General features: G+C 56.6%; 15 protein-coding genes. 6 read left to right on the forward strand and 9 right to left on the reverse strand.

Going from position 1 to position 17,296, the window contains the following annotated elements; genetic code table 11:
- Positions 1-80: 80 nt before the first annotated feature.
- The 6 genes from P0119_16565 to P0119_16590 form a co-directional block, all read right to left on the reverse strand.
- Complete coding sequence (locus P0119_16565; protein MDF0667666.1) at positions 81-470, reverse strand: phage holin family protein; 390 nt, start codon at positions 468-470, stop codon at positions 81-83.
- Between the two features lie 72 nt (positions 471-542).
- A complete protein-coding gene (locus P0119_16570) occupies positions 543-851 on the reverse strand; it encodes a hypothetical protein (protein MDF0667667.1) in 309 nt (102 codons plus the stop codon).
- Positions 852-895: 44 nt separating this feature from the next.
- Complete coding sequence (locus P0119_16575; protein MDF0667668.1) at positions 896-1,456, reverse strand: c-type cytochrome; 561 nt, start codon at positions 1,454-1,456, stop codon at positions 896-898.
- 71 nt (positions 1,457-1,527) lie between these two features.
- Positions 1,528-2,319: a carotenoid biosynthesis protein gene (locus P0119_16580; protein MDF0667669.1), complete on the reverse strand. Its 792-nt coding sequence runs from the start codon at positions 2,317-2,319 to the stop codon at positions 1,528-1,530.
- A 68-nt stretch (positions 2,320-2,387) separates the two neighbouring features.
- Positions 2,388-3,371, reverse strand: coding sequence for an NAD-dependent epimerase/dehydratase family protein (locus P0119_16585; GenBank protein MDF0667670.1), 984 nt, complete (start codon positions 3,369-3,371; stop codon positions 2,388-2,390).
- Between the two features lie 105 nt (positions 3,372-3,476).
- Positions 3,477-4,367 (reverse strand): polyprenyl synthetase family protein, encoded by an 891-nt coding sequence (locus P0119_16590; GenBank protein ID MDF0667671.1) that lies wholly within the window; start codon positions 4,365-4,367, stop codon positions 3,477-3,479.
- Positions 4,368-4,489: 122 nt separating this feature from the next.
- Between P0119_16590 and P0119_16595 the strand changes: the two genes are divergently transcribed.
- A complete protein-coding gene (locus P0119_16595; GenBank protein ID MDF0667672.1) occupies positions 4,490-5,545 on the forward strand; it encodes a kelch repeat-containing protein in 1,056 nt (351 codons plus the stop codon).
- Between the two features lie 89 nt (positions 5,546-5,634).
- Here P0119_16595 and P0119_16600 read toward each other — a convergent pair whose 3' ends face one another.
- From P0119_16600 to P0119_16610, 3 genes are all read right to left on the reverse strand, one after another.
- Positions 5,635-7,971 (reverse strand): S8 family serine peptidase, encoded by a 2,337-nt coding sequence (locus P0119_16600; protein ID MDF0667673.1) that lies wholly within the window; start codon positions 7,969-7,971, stop codon positions 5,635-5,637.
- 4 nt (positions 7,972-7,975) lie between these two features.
- Positions 7,976-8,227, reverse strand: coding sequence for a hypothetical protein (locus P0119_16605; protein ID MDF0667674.1), 252 nt, complete (start codon positions 8,225-8,227; stop codon positions 7,976-7,978).
- A gap of 248 nt (positions 8,228-8,475) precedes the next feature.
- Positions 8,476-8,994, reverse strand: a complete 519-nt coding sequence (locus tag P0119_16610; GenBank protein MDF0667675.1) for a pyridoxamine 5'-phosphate oxidase family protein — start codon at positions 8,992-8,994, stop codon at positions 8,476-8,478.
- Positions 8,995-9,462: 468 nt separating this feature from the next.
- Here P0119_16610 and P0119_16615 point away from each other — a divergent pair, with 468 nt between their 5' ends.
- The 5 genes from P0119_16615 to P0119_16635 all read left to right on the forward strand — a co-directional run bounded on the left by P0119_16615 (position 9,463) and on the right by P0119_16635 (position 17,179).
- Positions 9,463-10,017 carry a DUF4124 domain-containing protein gene (locus P0119_16615; GenBank protein ID MDF0667676.1) on the forward strand — a complete coding sequence of 185 codons (555 nt, stop codon included), beginning with the start codon at positions 9,463-9,465 and terminating at the stop codon, positions 10,015-10,017.
- A gap of 10 nt (positions 10,018-10,027) precedes the next feature.
- On the forward strand, positions 10,028-12,271 hold the full coding sequence (locus tag P0119_16620) for a WD40 repeat domain-containing protein (protein MDF0667677.1): 2,244 nt from the start codon (positions 10,028-10,030) through the stop codon (positions 12,269-12,271).
- Between the two features lie 116 nt (positions 12,272-12,387).
- Positions 12,388-14,478, forward strand: coding sequence for a DNA topoisomerase VI subunit B (locus tag P0119_16625; GenBank protein MDF0667678.1), 2,091 nt, complete (start codon positions 12,388-12,390; stop codon positions 14,476-14,478).
- Positions 14,479-14,482: 4 nt separating this feature from the next.
- Complete coding sequence (locus P0119_16630; GenBank protein ID MDF0667679.1) at positions 14,483-15,586, forward strand: DNA topoisomerase IV subunit A; 1,104 nt, start codon at positions 14,483-14,485, stop codon at positions 15,584-15,586.
- 33 nt (positions 15,587-15,619) lie between these two features.
- A complete protein-coding gene (locus P0119_16635; protein MDF0667680.1) occupies positions 15,620-17,179 on the forward strand; it encodes a DEAD/DEAH box helicase family protein in 1,560 nt (519 codons plus the stop codon).
- Positions 17,180-17,296: the final 117 nt, after the last annotated feature.

The following is a 17,296-nucleotide window of genomic DNA, read 5'->3' on the forward strand; positions in this document are numbered from 1 at the left end:
ACCGGAGTAAATGATCGCTCCGTTCGTCCTGAGGCTCTCGAAGGAGGAACGGAGGGCTTCTCCGCAGCCAGTTAGATGCTTCAATCCGGATTGATGATTCTTGGAGGACGACGTGGTTCGTCGGGAAGTTCCGTGAGAGTGCGGCGGTCGACGGTCCAGCTGTTGAGGACGGTCGTGACGAGGCTGATGATCAGCGCGCCACCGACGGCGGGCCAGAATCCTGAAACGGTGAACCCTTTCACCAGGAACGCCGTGAATTCCAACAGCAGCGCGTTCAAGACCACGAGGAACAGTCCGAGCGTAAACACGATCAAGGGCAGGGTAAGTAGAAAGAGGATAGGCCGAAGGATCACGTTGAGGAAGGTAAGGACCAAGACCGCTGCGATGCCGGACATCAGGCCGTCTGCATCCAAGCCGGGGACAATTGAGATCGCCAAGAATACCGCAATTCCCGTGATGAGGACGCGCATGAAAGCCTGACGCGTTCCTCCGTGGAACGGCGACTCGCGTACGGCTCTCTCGAAGCGAATCGTCGGCATCGGCTACCGAGGTGGTGAAGCAGGCTTTATGGGTGAATAATGAACCACTGTTGCGGACAGCTTCTTGGTCTTCTCGTCTTTCGTCGCCTCAATGATGACGCGGTCGTCCACGCCTGGTGGTTCGCTCGATTTAGGGTCGTTTTTGTTCTTGAATTTCACCTGCTTGCTGAGCAGGACTGAGACGATTGGTCCCTTGGCGGTTTTGACCTCGACGTGCGTCGCATCGATGGCCGTCACAATGCCGAGGACATGAAGATCGCTGTCGCCGGCCAGGACGATGGTAGGCAACACACAGGCTACCAGCAGGATCAAGCAACTTCTTACGAGGTCGTCATGGTTCTTTAACATGTCGACGACTAGTGATGGTGGTGCTCGGTGCCTTCGTGGGGAGGTTTGGGGTTCAACGACTCCATACGCTCCAGTTCCTCATGGGTCAGGTGAGGCAGATGCCGTATGAAATGCACCAACTTCCAGCTTCCTTTATCCTTATTGATGTCGCCTTCCGCCCAGGCTGGCATCGCGGTGAAGCGGATGCCGTTGCGAATGATATAGAACAGTTCACCGTCGGACATCGATTGAATCTCTTCGCGGCGCAGGTCCGGTACTCTTGGATACACGTCTTTACCGATCTGTGTCTCACCGCTGCCGTCATTGGCATGGCAAGCGGCGCAATGGTCGGCAAAATGATCAAGCCCTTCAAGCAACACGGCTGGACTCATGGGAACAGGATTGGGCAAGTTGCCGACCGCCTTTGGAATGGCAAAACGGCGAAATTGTCGTACCATGGTCACTTCAAGCGGATGCGGTTCAACCCTGGCGCTGAAGCCGCTCGCATACAGTCCATATCCCAGCCAGAGCGTTCCGCCGAGCGCCAAGACTCCAACGATGGCCAGTAGTGACAATAAAATTTTAAGCATATGCGAAAACCTTTCTTGTCACTCTACCAACTCCGTAAACTGAATTCCACCCGTTCAGCAACCGGCAACCATTAATTGGCCCGAGTAAGCCGAACGATCAAGCTGATCAAGACAGGCAGATGCATCAGCAGACCGCTCATGCCCATAAAAGATTCACCGATCCAGAACGTCACGCCGAGGTTGAATGCCAAAACCCCATAGTAAAGACCGATACCGAGTAAGAGCTTCTGCGTAATCGGTTGGGCCGGCGGTAAGGCAGGCAGCCGCCTGTCCAGCGGGAAATAGATGGCCAGCGAAATCAGTCCGACGACGGCCCAACCGATATAATTCGCTATTGGAACACCGAAATGCCAGCCTGGGTCAGGATAGTAGTAGATCTTGCCCAAGAACCAACGGTCGCCACGCAGGGCGGCGGGATCGATCACCATGTCGATGAAGGCGAACAAGAAGGCGGTCAGAACGTAAACAGCCCAACTCGTGCGGGTCTCCACGTCGAAGCGCAACCGTTTACGAGGTGTAGCCGCGACGCTCGGAGAGGATTCAAACGGCAGCAGGAGTCCAATCGCCACGCAGTAGGACGCGAAGAGGAGAAAACTGAATGAAATGGAATCCATGAACGGAACGTTTGAGAAATAGAGCTCCTGGCCCACCGTCGAGCCGTTGTAGAAGTACCAGCCGAATGGGAGGCCGGTTCGGGTTGAAGAAAACTCACAGACAAATGCCGTCGCCCAGCTGATCAGCCAGAAGCACCAGGTGCGCGGCCAGCCGATCAATTGGATGGAGGAAAAGAGAAATGCGGCAAGGAAAAGAAAGACATAGGGGCGGAGGAGGATGGTCTTAATAAAGAGATCGAAGACTTCCATCAAGCGTTGAGTTGTAAGCTTTCAGAAGCGCTAAGCGCTCATGGTTCACAACCGGATCCAGAATTTCCTCATGCGTACTTATGGTCACGAAACCACCGCACGGCTTTCTCCAGCGCCACTTCGGGGGGATTTTGCGGTAGGCCGAGTTCGCGGACCGCCTTGCTGCAATCGTAGTGCATCTTATACTTGGCCATCTTCACCCCTTCCAGCGGGATGCGTGGCGGCCGGCCTGTCAGGTTGGCCAACCAATGATTGAGGTAGGCGAGCGGGAGGACGACGGCTCTCGGTAATTTCAGGGCCGGGGCCTTGAGGCCGGTCAGCTTGCTGAGAATCTCAAACACTTCACGAAGCAATAGATTTTTCGAGCCAAGAATATACCGTTCACCCAGTCGGCCCTTCTCCATGGCGAGCACATGGCCGGTGGCTACATCATCGACATCGATGATGTTCATGCCGGTTTCCATGTAGGCGGGCATGCGACCCTTCATGAAATCGACAATGACCCGGCCCGTGGGCGTCGGCTTTACATCGCCTTCCCCCACCGGCGCACTGGGATTCACGATGACGACCGGCAATCCAGCTTTCGCCAGCTTGTGTACTTCTTGCTCCGCCAGATACTTCGAGCGTTTATAGTGGCCGGCCATCTGTTCGAGCGACACCGGTGTGTTCTCTGTTCCAAGCCCTCCGCCCGGCGGTAGGCCGATCGCGCCGATGGTGCTGCAATAGACCGTGCGTTCCACACCGACGTCCCGGGCCGCTTCCAGCAGATTTCTGGTGCCGGCTACGTTGATGTCGTAGAAAATCGAGGGATCTTTGGCCCATAGGGCATAATGCGCTGCAACGTGGTAGAGGTGGCGGCAGCCGGTGAGGGCTTTACGCAGGGATGCAGGATCGCGGAGGTCCCCTGCGACTCGTTCAACCGGAAGACCGTCAAGGTTCTGCAAGTCAGAATCCACTCGCGCTAACACGCGAACGTCGATGCCGGTTCGCACGAGGGCCCGTGCCACTGCCGCTCCAACAAATCCGGTCGCGCCTGTGACCAATGCTTTCATGACGAAGACGCGAAACGTGAACCGTGAATCGCGAACCGTGTGAACTGAGGATGACTGCTCGGTTGTACGGGTTTGCGTTTCACGAGATAGGCTTCACGAACGACATCAGTTCTTTCGGCTTGTGATATATCGCGCGATTTCTCGCAATGGGTCGGCGGGAGGACCAAATGATGAAAGCCGGGTGATGGCGCGCGTCACACAGTCATCGGCCAGTTTCCTGGCTCCGTCTACGCCGTAGAACGTCGGATAGGTTTTCTTCCCTCGTTCGGCGTCGGTGTTCGGATTTTTACCAAGCTCTTCCCTCGTGCCGATCACATTCAGCACGTCGTCGGCAATCTGAAAGGCCAGACCGATGTCTTCGGCATAGCCGGTCAGGTCGTCGAGTTGGCGATCGGTTGCCCCGGCGGCAATGGCCCCCATGCGGACTGCCGCGCGAATCAGCATGCCGGTCTTGTGCTTGTGAATGTTCTGAAGGGTGGAGAGGTCGATATCCTGGTTTTCGGCCTGGATGTCGAAGACCTGGCCACCCACCATGCCCATACTACCGGAACCGGAGGCTAATTCTTGAATGATGCGGACTTGCCTGACCGGATCGCAGCCCTTCATGAGATCCGGCCTACTGATCAGGTCGAAGGCCATCGTCAACAGCGCATCACCGGCGAGAATCGCCATCGCTTCGCCATACACTTTGTGGTTCGTCGGTTTGCCACGGCGAAAGTCGTCGTTGTCCATCGACGGGAGATCGTCGTGGATCAGCGAATAGGTATGGATGAGTTCCAATGAGCAAGCGACCGGCATGAGGCCAGGGGCCGTGGCTCCAATCGCTTCCGCCGCGGCGATCGTAAGGATCGGACGAATCCGTTTCCCACCCGCCATCAGGCTATAGCGCAGACCATCATGTAGCGTCGTCGGCGGTACGACAGCCGGCGGAGCCGCCTGATCCAAGAAACGATCGACCTGAACCCGCTTGTGTTCGAGATATTCGGCGATGTTCATATGGTCCGCTTTCCTCAGGACTCGTCAGCCAGCGCGGAGAGTAACAAACGATAAGAGATGAGTCAACGCAGCGGTATCGACTGATCCTGTTGCAGGACGTGAAAGCGGTATAGAATGAGGGCATGTCGCATCTCAGGAAATCGTCGGTCTGGTATGCCTGGCTCTTCGTAAGATTCGCGATGCCGATCCTGATGGGGTTCTTCCTGATCGCCGTACCGGGATCCAGCGAATCGGCGCAGCCCGAATCAGATCTGGGAACCTGGCATGCCGCCGCACCGATACCGACGAAGCGAACGGAGGCAGCTGCTGCGGCATTGGATGGAAAAATCTACGTCGTCGGCGGATTTGAAAAGCCGAGCTTCGGCAATCTGTTGAATTTCGGGATCACGCCGTCGGTCGAAGTCTATGATCCCGCGACTGACCGATGGGCCTTGAAAGCGCCTCTGCCGGTCGGTTTGCATCATGTCGGGATCGCCGTCGTAGACAGCCGATTATACGTCATCGGCGGATACACGAAGTCCGGCTTCACCGTCTGGAATCCGGTGGCGACGGTCTATGCCTATGATCCGGCTACGGACCGTTGGACCGAGCGTGCCTCGATGCCGACGGCACGCGGTGCATTGGCTGTGACCGAACATGAGGGAAAGCTCTACGCCATCGGCGGGTATGATCGGAAAGCCAATAACCCCCAGGTCGAAGTCTACGATCCCCTCCTCAACACCTGGACAACACGGGCTTCTCTCCCGACCCCTCGCGATCATCTCGCCTCTGCAGCTGTGGCTGGAAAGATTTATGCGATCGGTGGACGTGTGAATGGGGACTATGCTCAGAATCTGGCCCTCGTGGAACGGTACGATCCTGCTACCGACCGCTGGATGCGAGTCTCGGATCTCCCGACTGCGCGCAGCGGCATCGCTGCTGCTGTAGCCAGAGAGAAGATCTACGTATTCGGCGGCGAAGGGGCAGTGGGAACATTCCAAGAGAATGAAGCATATGATCCGACGCGTGATACCTGGCAGCGTATGGCACCGATGCCGACAGCCCGTCACGGTCTCGGATCGGCGGTGGTGCAAGGGCATATCTATGTGATCAGCGGTGGACCGACTCCCGGCGGTTCCTTCAGCGATCTCAACGAAGTCTTTACCGTCCCGTCGACAAGCAGCGCGATGTCTGAGTGATTCTTACGTCATAGGTTTCCAAGTTCTTTTGAGCAAATGGCTGCTGACGATCAGCTGTGACCGCACTCCACTCGTTCAGAAACTCAGTCTCAACGGCGTCTTACCCTCCACAACAAGACAACGAGAGACATGAGCAGCATGGTAGGTAGCAACATATCTCCGGTTGTGCCGGGCGCGAGAGTGCAGCCTCCGCCGTTCTCACCAGAAACCGGCGAGGCTGGCGCGGCATTGAACGTTGCGGTTACAGTTGCGTTTTGGGTGAGCGAGCAGGGATTAGATCCACTACAATCTCCACTCCACCCTGCGAAGACAGACCCAGCATCGGCTACTGCAGTAAGGTTCACAGTACTGCCCTGGGGAAATTGTCGATTGCACCTCGCTCCACAGTCGATTCCGGATGGGCTGGATGTCACCGTGCCGGTTCCCGCGCCTGCCTTGCTGACCGTGACCGTGAAGTTTGCCACAACACTGGCCAACGCGGCCCGAGCGTTGATTCGCCCGCCGGTCGACACCTTTCCATTCAAAGAAGCCTTCCGATCCACTGTGTTGAGGATTGCGTTCCTGACTTCAGATACGGTGAGATTGGGATTGACCGAGAGCAACAAGCCGGCGAGTCCCGCCACATGCGGAGCGGCCATCGAAGTGCCCTGGAGAAATTGATAATCTGTCGAGCCGGAAGGAGAACCAGCGACGCAGGCGACACGGACATTGTCCAAGTAGACTCCGTCCGAGACGACGCTCTCATCCGTCATGAACCGAAATCGGAATCTTGCGCTGTTGGCTTTACCATCTGGGATGTCGCCAAAGGTCAGTGGAACGAATTGTCCAGCTGACGAGCCACTGAACGCTCCTCCGAGAACCCAATTGTTTCCACTATCGCCGGATGACTCCGTCACCATTCCATCAAATCCATCAAACATTCCCTCAACTACTGCCTCGGTCGATAGGTTCACACGACCGTCAAACCGACAGCCCCGTTGTCCTGCCGTACTGAACACAGGCCCCATTGCGAAAGAATCGGTGTTGTCTCGATAGTCGGCCCCGGGGCTGTCCGTCATACTATTCGGAGGGCTGAATGAGGCGGCACTCGTGAAGCCCCACGTATTGTTGGTCCCCCCGGTGACATACCCGAGGCTGGTCGGATCTGAATCAAAGGTATGGAACAGCACATTCGTGACGTTTGATGTGGGCTTTGTGCTGTTGATCCTGACTCCTGGCGCCGCCACCTGAACCGTGGTGGACCCGAAATTAGAAAAGCTCGCCAGCTCATCATTCTGATCCGTCGCGGCCACGGCGATCACATTCTCGAGGGCAGCCTTCTGTTGCCCTTCACATACCGACGGAGCACTGAAATTTGCGGGGAAACTCGGGACGTTGTCGTTATCCGATTTCTCATTTCCTGCCGCTGCAACAACAAGCACCCCTGCTGCATGCGCAGCACTCACCGCATCATATTGAGCAAGACTACAAGGCCCGCTGAAACTCGCGTTGATGACACGTGCCCCTCTGGCGACAGCATAGTGGACCGAGCTGAGAATGGCTGACGAGGGTAGACCACCCACTCCCCCTGCTTTCAGGGCCATCAGTCCGGCGGTCCACATGACGCCCGTCACGCCGGTGGCATTGTTCCCTCTCGCAGCGATGGTCCCGGCAACGTGAGTCCCATGACCGGGGTTGACAGCTGGTTGGAGCTCGTCGTGCCGTGGGGTCAGGGCAACAGGGTCCATCGGGTCGCTGTCGTTCATGGAGAAATCCCATCCATGCACATCGTCTACCAGGCCGTTTCCATCGTCATCGACTCCATTCGCCGGGATTTCTCCCGGATTCGTCCAGATGTTCGGGGCCAGATCTGGATGGTCGTAGGCAATGCCTGAATCGATGACTGCGATAATCACGTTTGGGCTCCCCGTGCTGATATCCCAGGCCTCCGGCGCATCGATGTCGGCATCTGCCGTTCCTGCTGTTCCGTTCACAGCTTGACCGGTGTTATGGAGGCCCCATAACGTGCCGAACTGGGCATCGTTGGGAATGGCCTTTGGCCAGTAGAGATAATTTGGTTCGGCATATTCAACAGCGGGATTACTTCGGTACTTCTGGACCGCATCGTTGACTGATAAGGCACCTGCCAATTTGTACCGGTGAATCGTCTTGCCCGTCACAGATAACGCGCTGAGTTCATGGGTGCTCACACTCGCATTCAGAGACGCGATGGCCGACGAGGACGTGTCGTCCCTGAATTTGACGAGCACCTCTCCTGGTACATATTGCGCCGGGTGACGTGCTTCCCCTGATAACAAGGTCATTCCGCTGGATGCCTGTTTCTGCTCCGCATGAACCAAGCGAGCTTCCGGCATGAGTCCCGACAATGCAACGCCGAATGTTGCTATTCCTAGGATCGCCCCGCCGCAATAGCGGGTCATTCTCATCACCCTACTTCTGCGATTTGTACCGATAATTGGGTTCCGCATACTCGACCTCCTGATATGAAGAGAGCTGGTTAATCGCAGATTCAACCGACCGATCGTCCAAGATCCTGACGTGATAGAGGCGTCCAGGTTGAATTTCAGCGATCACGTCGATCCTGTTATCCTTGAGGATGGACGCGATCCTTTCCCGTGAAATCCCGTCCTTGAACTTGACCAACAGTTCGGACGGGATGAATCGTGGTGACGGGGATTTCATAGGGGATTCGAAGGTATCCGTCGTTGTCGCGTTCTGGTTCGTTGCATCACAGGATGTGGAGAAGCACATAGCCGACACACACATCATAATGATGACAAGTTGTGCCGTTCGAGCGGACAAAACCGACAAACAAATCATCGCAGTCTCTCTCTGAAATAGGCCCGCGCGTTACATATCTGCAGGGGTTCTTGTATGCTGTTTGACGGTAGATTGAGCGGTGTGCAGTAGCAGCGCTGCTCTTCCGAAGATCAGTCCGTCCTTGCAGTGGGCCGTTCCACTTTTTGATGAACCCACGTTGAGGGAGTTGCAATGCCGGAAACAAAGGATTGGCCGAAGCCGAGCACAAAGTGCGCGTCTTCCAACCGCAATTCCCAAAGAGCAAAATCACCAAAGCCGAACATCATCTCGGCTTGAGGAAACCGCAACAAATATCGCTCCTTGATATCGCGATACGACGGTGCATCGGGTGGCAATAGCACGGCCTCACCTTGCAGATTCAGTCGCCTCAACTCAAAAGGATTTTTGCCAGGCCCGTCCGTTTCGGCGATAAACAGCGACACATGGGGATCCGCCAGCAGATGCTGCGTATGAAGCGCCAATCGGCTGAGGTGCAGATACACCCGAGTCCAGTCCTTTCCAAATACGTATGGGACGTGCGATCCAAAAGGCCGTCCATTCCGCATCGTGAGCAGCACGGCTGTGCGAGTATCTTGTATGAGTGCCGACCATGTCCGTTGTACCTCATGACTCGTGAGTGCCTGAGCCATTGCCCATCTTTCAAAAATTGTAGAGAGGGTGAACACCCTGCACGTTACGGCTTCAAACGTCAAGAGGGATATCGCCGGATTTTCGTCAATCGAATGAGGAGCGACACATTAGTTTTCTTGACTGATTCGCAGCTGAGGCCTATCGTACATAGGTGGGAGGAGTTAACGCCCCGAGGGAATATGGTTCAACAGGAGATCGAGCGTGAGGATGGTGTGCAGGCCCAGCTTGTACTGGGAAGCCTAAAGTCCTCCCAAGATCTCCGCCGTACCTGATCATCCTCGGTTAGGTGCGTGCTCCTCCCACCTTAACGTCCGATCCAACTCCCACTCCAATCCCGGGCTTCTTTTCTGGTTTCGATCGAGTGCCGGCTATGCACGGATGCCAGGGTACGCCCAGGCATAAACGCGACCGCCTGCTATACTTTTGGCAATTACAACATCATTTGGATACTGAGGGCATCTCACAATATGAAAGCTTTCATCCTGGGCCTCATGAGCGGTCTTCTGTTCTGGCCGGTTATCGGATTCGCAGACCTCTATAAATGGACCGATGATCAAGGGAATCTCCATATCACCGATATGCCGCCCGCTTCGGCACAAAGGAAGTCGGCGACCACTGTGGCGCCGGTTCCTCGATCCGCATCACCGAAGAAGGCCGCAGTTCGGCCGACCTTGGCTGAACGAGCCCAAGCTCAAATCCATCCTGTGCCTGGCTCTTCAAGCCCTTCTCCCTCAACCGAAGAGGTCCTTGTTCAACAGCCCATGCAGGGTTTGAGTCCGAACCGGGCAACGCTGACGAGTTCATGGCAAGTCTTCGACAGTACGCAGATGAATGCCAAGGCTCCCGTTCGGCAGTGGAAGGATGAGCGGGGTGTTGAGCACTTCGGCGATGTCTTGCCGGCAACTCCGGGCAGCTCAGAAGCTGCGCCAAAGATGAAAGACGTTTCTGTCTCACATTCTAAACGTAGGGTCAAGGAGCGCGCGACCGTTGCACCTCGGGCACGCCATCAATCGGCTGAATGAAGCGAAGGCCATGAATAGTTGGAAACCGTATAAGCAGATGGTGAGGATCATCTTTGTGGCCGTCTCCTTCCTTGCCGTCTCATCGATTCAGGATGCGGCTGGTTACTTCGACAAAACTCCTACTGCATTCTCTGAGGATGGGCGGCTCTTCCTGGTCCAAACGGATGAACTGGTTATCTGGGATCTAGAGACGAAAATGCTTGTGGCGAAGATTCCAGGCCTGCACTGTCAGCAGATCGCGTTGCTGAAACAGGAGGGATGGCTGCTCTGTGTGGAGCACAGCGTCACCATCTACGATTGGAAGAACCGAGTCTCAGTGGCCACCATTCCGCCGGAATCGCAGCAGCCCGATAGCCTGCTGGCCTATTCGAAAGAGACCGATCGGATGATTCTCCGCCACGGGAATGAGGCCGTGTCCGTCTGGCAGCTGGGGAAAAAGCTCGTGCCCCTCAAGCATATTGCGCTGGAGGGGAAGGCCGAGATCTCTTCCGTGGCCGCCTCGCCCGATACGAAGCTGGTGGCGATTGCCCAGGGCCACACCATTCACCTGCACGACCTCAGTGGGACAACCATTCGTGAGGTGGCCATTGCAGACGGTAAACCGCGTGATCTCCTCTTTGCACCCGAAAGTTCTCGTTTGGCGGCGAGCGTGGGCAACATGATTCTCCTGATCGATCCGGTGGATGCGTCAATAGCCACGCGCGCAACATTGACGAGTGCTGAAGGGACGGCAGGCCCTCTCACTCCAGAGAGCTTTTCGCGAGACGGTCATCGTTTGGTGGCAGCCAACGGAGAATGGAGCTATGCGCTTTTCAATACTGATACGGGTGAATTGGTGGCTTTGACCGAGCTTACCAATGCAGTTCCAGGGCGCGGGATGCGCTCACCGACACAGCTTCGTGCCGTCGACATTGCTGCCGATGCAGATCTCTTGGTCGGGCAACCGGAGCATCTCCACACGTTACAGATCTGGGATCTACAAACTGGAGCGATGTTGCCGGACCTGTGCGGAGATGATTGCCGCGGTATGGACACCCGCGTTTCGTTACTCAAATGGTCTCCGACCGGGTCGAAGATCGTGGTCGGGATGCAGGGAGGCCTCAACCCCGATGTGGATGGAAAGATATCGGTTTGGGATGTTCACTCCCGTTCTCCGGAATTGGTGCTGGACCCAGGCCAACCTCAGGCCAAGGTATTGGCGAAACGAGCGACTCCACAGACGCCCATTACGCTGGCGCCTTCCACCTCGATTGCAGGGCCGACTTTCGTTCATGCAGGGGCTTTGCGCGCAGTGGCGACGTCTCCCAGTGCGAATCTGCTCGTCACGAGCGGCGACGATGGATTGCTGAAAATATGGGACCCGGGGCAGGGGACCCTCTTGCGTCAACTGGCATTGTCTGCTGCGGCACATGCGCTGGCGTTCAGCGCCGACGGCGCAATCCTGGCGGCTGGTACCATGAAAGGAGACGTACGTCTGTGGGAAACTAAGACCTGGCGTGAGTTCTTGCCCTATTCAAGCGGGCAAGGTCGAATCAACGCGCTGCAATTTCTTCCAGGCAATCGATTTCTGGTCGTGGCGACCGGACTACCAAAAGTCTTCGTCGTTGATATTGTCACCCAATCGGCCGTCAGAGAGCTCGTGCATACCAGCTCCTCCCAGGTGTGCGATGCAAAGGGATGTGTCACGACACGAGCTGCGCAGGGAGAGGTGGTTGAGGCGCTGAGCCTCCTGGACGGAAGCCCTTTCCTGGTGACCATCTCGCGTACGGGCCGTGTGGTCTGGGATGTCACGACCTGGCGCATGGTTGAGAAGCTCGCTGGGCTGCCAGAGACCTGGTCCGGTCTGGGATGGAAACGGCCCTTTGTCTGGACGACGACTCGTTCCCGTGATCTCCAAGCCTTGACCCTTGCTGTTTGGGATACGAAGAGGAATAGAGTCCTGGCACGTTTGGATACCTTCACTCAGCGGGATACAGAAATTGATGATGGGCCGGCCGTGGCGTTAGGGGCAACAATGGCTGTCGACCCATTGCATCGATGGGCTGCTACCAGAGTTGGAGAACATATTTCAATCTGGGACCTCTCAGTACAGGAAAAACGAAAGGCGTTCCATGTCAAAACTCCGTATCATCTCCATTGGACGAGCGACGGAAAATATTTGATCGTGGCCACCCTCAACCGAAAAATCCTCGTTTGGTCAGCCGAGACCATGGAACCGGCGCACTATCTGCGAGATCCTTCCGTGACCCGCTAGGGAAATTCGTTCCGCCCACAGGTCTGTTATTGTTCCTGTCCTTCACCATCTGGTCCATTGTATCCGCGATAAGATTTGTGGTACCAAACAATCAAGGTTTGTTTGTGAGAGGGTGAATGGCAAAGCAAAAAGAATCCGCGTCAGAGACTGTATCGAAATCTTCCGCTGCTCAAGCAACCCCTGAACCAGCTGCAAAGACGAAAGCCGCAGCCAAGCCGGCGGAACGGGTCACTGCGGTCGAGATGGGGGCGCGCCAGCGGGAAATCTCCGTCTCAGAGTTTTTCACGAAGAACCGGCACCTGCTCGGTTTCGATAATCCGCGCAAGGCACTCTTGACCTGCGTCAAGGAAGCGGTCGACAACGCGCTCGATGCCTGCGAGGAGGCCGGCATTCTTCCGGATGTGACGGTCAAGCTGGAGGTGGTGTCGAACGGCGAGCCGGTAGCGCCCAGCCAAGCAAGCAGGTTTCGTATCACGGTCACCGACAACGGACCAGGCATCGTTCGCCAGCAGATCCCCAGGATTTTTGCGAAGCTGCTCTATGGGTCGAAGTTCCATCGGTTGCGGATGAGCCGAGGCCAGCAGGGAATAGGCATCTCCGCTGCCGGGATGTACGGACAGCTCACCACCGGGAAGCCGGTGAAAATTATTTCCCGTATCGGTCCTAAAGCCGCCGCCCATTTCTTCGAAGTCCAGATCGACACGAAAAAGAATGAGCCGCTGGTCCACGAGAATAAGCAGATCGACTGGCAGCAGCCGCGAGGAACCCAAGTCTCGTTGGAAGTCGAGGGCAAATATCAGAAGGGCCGAGCCTCAGTCGATGAATGGTTGGAGCAGACCTCAATCGCGAATCCCCACGTCAAATTGATCTACCAGACACCCGAAGGCGAGACGAAAGAGTATCCCCGGACCTATCATGAGCTGCCGCCTCAACCGCGCGAGATCAAGCCCCATCCCTATGGCATCGAGTTCGGCATGTTGCTCAAGATGTTGCAGGACACAAAGAGCCATACGCTCTCCGGGTTTCTCGCCGGCGATTTTTGTCGGGTGTCCCCTCAGTTGGCCGATGAAATCTGCAAGGCGGCGAAAGTCTCGCCCGACGCAAAGCCTCGTGAACTGAAGGGGCCGGTCGCGGAGACCCTCTATAAGACATTACAAGAAACAAAGATCATGGCGCCGCCGACCAACTGCATTTCACCGATCGGTGAGAAGGCGATCCTCGCGGGACTCTATAAGCAAATCAAGGGCGAGTTCTACACGGCGGTCAGCCGTCCTCCGGCTGTCTATCGCGGCAATCCGTTCATTATCGAGGCCGGGCTCGCTTATGGAAATAGGCCTCAGGATCAAAATAAGCCGCAGCAACCTGCCATGCCGAAAGCGGAAGGTGAGCACGAGGAAGATGACTCAGAGCTCGCGCGCGTGATCCGCTACGCCAATCGAGTACCGCTGTTGTACCAGCAATCGGCCTGTTCGACGTTCAAGGCTGTCCTGAGCACAACCTGGAAAAACTACGGCCTGACCCAATCGCGCGGAGCGTTGCCGGGTGGGCCGATGGTGATCTTCGTCCATATGGCGTCGGTTTGGGTTCCTTTTACGAGTGAATCCAAAGAAGCGATCGCCGACTATGATGAGATTCAAAAGGAGATTACTCTAGCGCTTCGTGAATGCGGCAGGCGGCTGGGCCTCTTCGTTCGGCGACGCGAACGGGCTGCCAGCGAATTTCGGCGTCGGAATATCTTTGAACTGTACATCGAAGAAGTCGTCGAGGCCTGTAACCGGCTCAAGGGAGGCACGCTGCCGAAAGAAAAGCTGAAAGGGCAGCTCCAGAAGATTGCCTCCGCCCGCACAGGTGGCCAGAAGACCGACGAAGCGCTGGGGAAGACCGGTGGAGGGCCTGAAGGACTGCCCCATTCGATCATCGTGACGGCGGACGGGGTCGAGGGTGAGACCGCATTGGCTACCCAGATCGAGGCCGATCAGGCGGCTGCGGTGCCGACGGCAGAGCCGGATTTGCTTGGTGACACAGCGGCAACTGATGCGCCGGCTTCAAAAGAGCAAGTCATCAAGGAGAGTCGCGCGAACAAGTCGCCAAAGGGAGCAAAAGCAAAACCTAGTCAGATAGCGCTCTTCGAGGCACCGGACAGACAAGATAGACGAGACAGACCTAATAAACCCATTCGAGTTTCGAAGCCACGCGGAAAGAAATAGCACCATGGCGAGCAAACAGAAACAAATGACTGTCGTCGAGAAGAAACTAATCGGTCTGGCAGACGTTGTGATCCAAGCGGCAGATCGATCGAAAGACCCGACGTTTCAGATCCCGATCCGTGCCCTTTCGAATGTATCCTTCAATGAACGGAAGGGTCTGATCGAGATGGGGAACAAAAAACAGGAGCGGTCGTTTTTCAACGTCGGCATGGCGAAGAAATTCATGCAGACGGTACTCGTGGCCGATGCCCTCTCCGAATTGCAGCGGGCTGATCTGACCACGTCCCTTCGAGAAATCTACTACCGTACGAAACATACGATCAAAGATTCGCACGAGAACACCTTCGACACACAGGATGAATCCGATCCGGTGATCGAAGATCTAGAAGTCTCCCTCGCCGCACTCCGGGAGGAGCTGCATGTGCGGGCGGAAAACAGCGGCAGCATCGTCGGGCCGGTGATCTTCGGCGATGACGGCGATCGCGTTGATTGTTCGAAGCTCGGGAAAGGCGGCTACTCGGTACCGTCGATCGTGGAACCGGAGTATCTGGAAATCCGTCGCTGTACGGCGGATTTTGTATTGCTCGTGGAGAAGGGCACACAGTGGAACCGGCTGTCGGAGGACAAGTTCTGGCGACGCTATAACTGCATCCTCCTTACGGGAAACGGTCAGCCTCCCCGAGGTGTGCGGCGCTTGGCGAGACGTCTCCATGAGGAGCATCGGCTGCCTGTCTATGTCTTGGTCGACAACGATCCCTGGGGCTACTACATCTATTCCGTCGTCAAACAGGGCTCAATCAATCTGGCCTTCGAGAGCCAGCGCATGGCCATTCCCAAAGCCAAGTTCATGGGCTTCTCGAGTGCCGACCCGGAGCGGTACGAGCTGCCGCGGAACGTCGGCATCAAACTCAACGAGAAAGATATCGCCCGTGCGAAAGAGTTGATGAACTATCAGTGGTTCCAAAAACCGGCCTGGCAGGCTGAGATCAAGCGGATGCTGACAAGCGGATTGAAGTACGAGCTCGACGCGCTGGCCAATAAAGACTTCCAGTATCTCACCAAGAAATATCTACCGAAAAAGCTTCAGGAACGGGATTGGCTCGACTAACCCCTTCCTCGAACCGGCAACGACGCACCGGCCATGAAGAGCTTGCCAGCCTGGACCGCGCCCCTTCGTGACTGGCAGCAACGAGCTCTGTCGGCGGTCTGTACCCACCAGACGAAAGATTTTTTGGCGATGGCCACTCCTGCCGCAGGAAAGACGCGCTTTGCTCTGCGTGTCGCGCACGAACTTATGGAGAAACAGGCTGCGGTCCGCGTGCTGGTCGTCTGCCCGACGAATCACCTCCGCACGCAATGGGCGGATGCCGCAGGGAAGATCGGTCTGCAACTCGATCCGACGTTGACCAACGAGCAGGTGGCGGAGACGCCGGACTATCACGGTGCTGTCGTCACCTACCAGCAAGTTTGTCTGGCCCCGGCGATCTTTCAGCAGGCCTGCAAGGGCAAGAAGACGCTGCTCATCTTCGACGAGTTGCACCACGCTGGCGACGGCAAGAACTGGGGGAAGGCGCTACGCTCGGCGTTTGACCCGTCGGTGTTTCGGCTGATTTTGTCCGGCACGCCGTTCCGCTCCGACAACAATCCGATCCCGTTTATTCGGTATGAAGAGGGAGAAAGCCGGGCGGATTTCACCTACAGCTATACCGATGCGATTCGTGACAGCGTGTGCCGACCGATTGTATTCCCCAGTTACGAAGGTGAGCTTAGCTGGTTATCCGATGGTCGCGAACATCAGGCGACGTTTGAGGAAGGACTGACATTCAATCGGCAGAGGGAACGGCTGAAGACCGCGTTGCTTCAAGAAACCTGGCTCGGGCCGGTGATCACCGATGCCCATGCTCAATTGACCCGCCTTCGGAAGCAGGAACAAGCGGATGCCGGCGGGCTGATTGTGTGCATGGACCAGGACCATGCGCGTTGGGTTGCGGACCTCGTCGGGCGTATTGTCGGCGCCAAAGCAGCCGTCGCCGTGTCGGACGATCCCGCTGCCTCGCGCACGATTGAAGAGTTCGCCGATCACAAAAAGCAGCAGTGGCTGGTGGCGGTCAATATGGTGAGCGAAGGCGTGGATATTCCGCGGCTCCGTGTCGGCGTCTATGGGACAAATGTGATCACGGAAATGTACTTCCGGCAGGTGGTCGGCCGGTTTGTTCGAATGCAGGAGGGTTTGCCCAAACCGCAACGAGCCTGGCTGTACCTGCCGAAAGATCCGGTCCTGGTGCACTATGCCAAGCAGATCAAGGCGGAGCGAGATCATGTGTTGGAAGACGTCATGCCGGCGGGGCAACGGGACCTCTTCGGTCGCGTCACGGTTTCGGCTAACGAGTACGTGCCGTTGAAGGCCGTGGCCAGGATGGATAGCCTGATCGGCGAAGACGAGCCGCGAGGGGAGGGCGATTCGGTTGTCGTTTCCGAACCGGCGGTCTCACTCCATGAGCAGAAGCGAGATTTGCGGGATCTTCACCGGCTGCTGGTCGCCGGCCTAGCACGAAACAGCGGGATCGATCATCGCCGGCTCAACGCGGAATTGATCGCACGTACCGGGAGCCGCGTGGATCAGGCGACGACTGAGCAGCTTCGGAAGCGGATTCAACTGCTGGAGCTGTGGAAAGAGCGAGGGTATGACGGCAAACGGTGATCACCTCCCGCATAAGGGCCCGTGGTAAATAGTCCCGCAGCCTCAACTCATTGAAACGGCGACGGCTAAAGCGTATTGTTCACGAACAAAAGCGGCCGGTTATCCAGTAGAGCGGCC

The sequence above is a fragment of the Nitrospira sp. genome (assembly GCA_029194665.1).
In the GTDB taxonomy this organism is placed as follows: Bacteria; Nitrospirota; Nitrospiria; order Nitrospirales; family Nitrospiraceae; genus Nitrospira_D.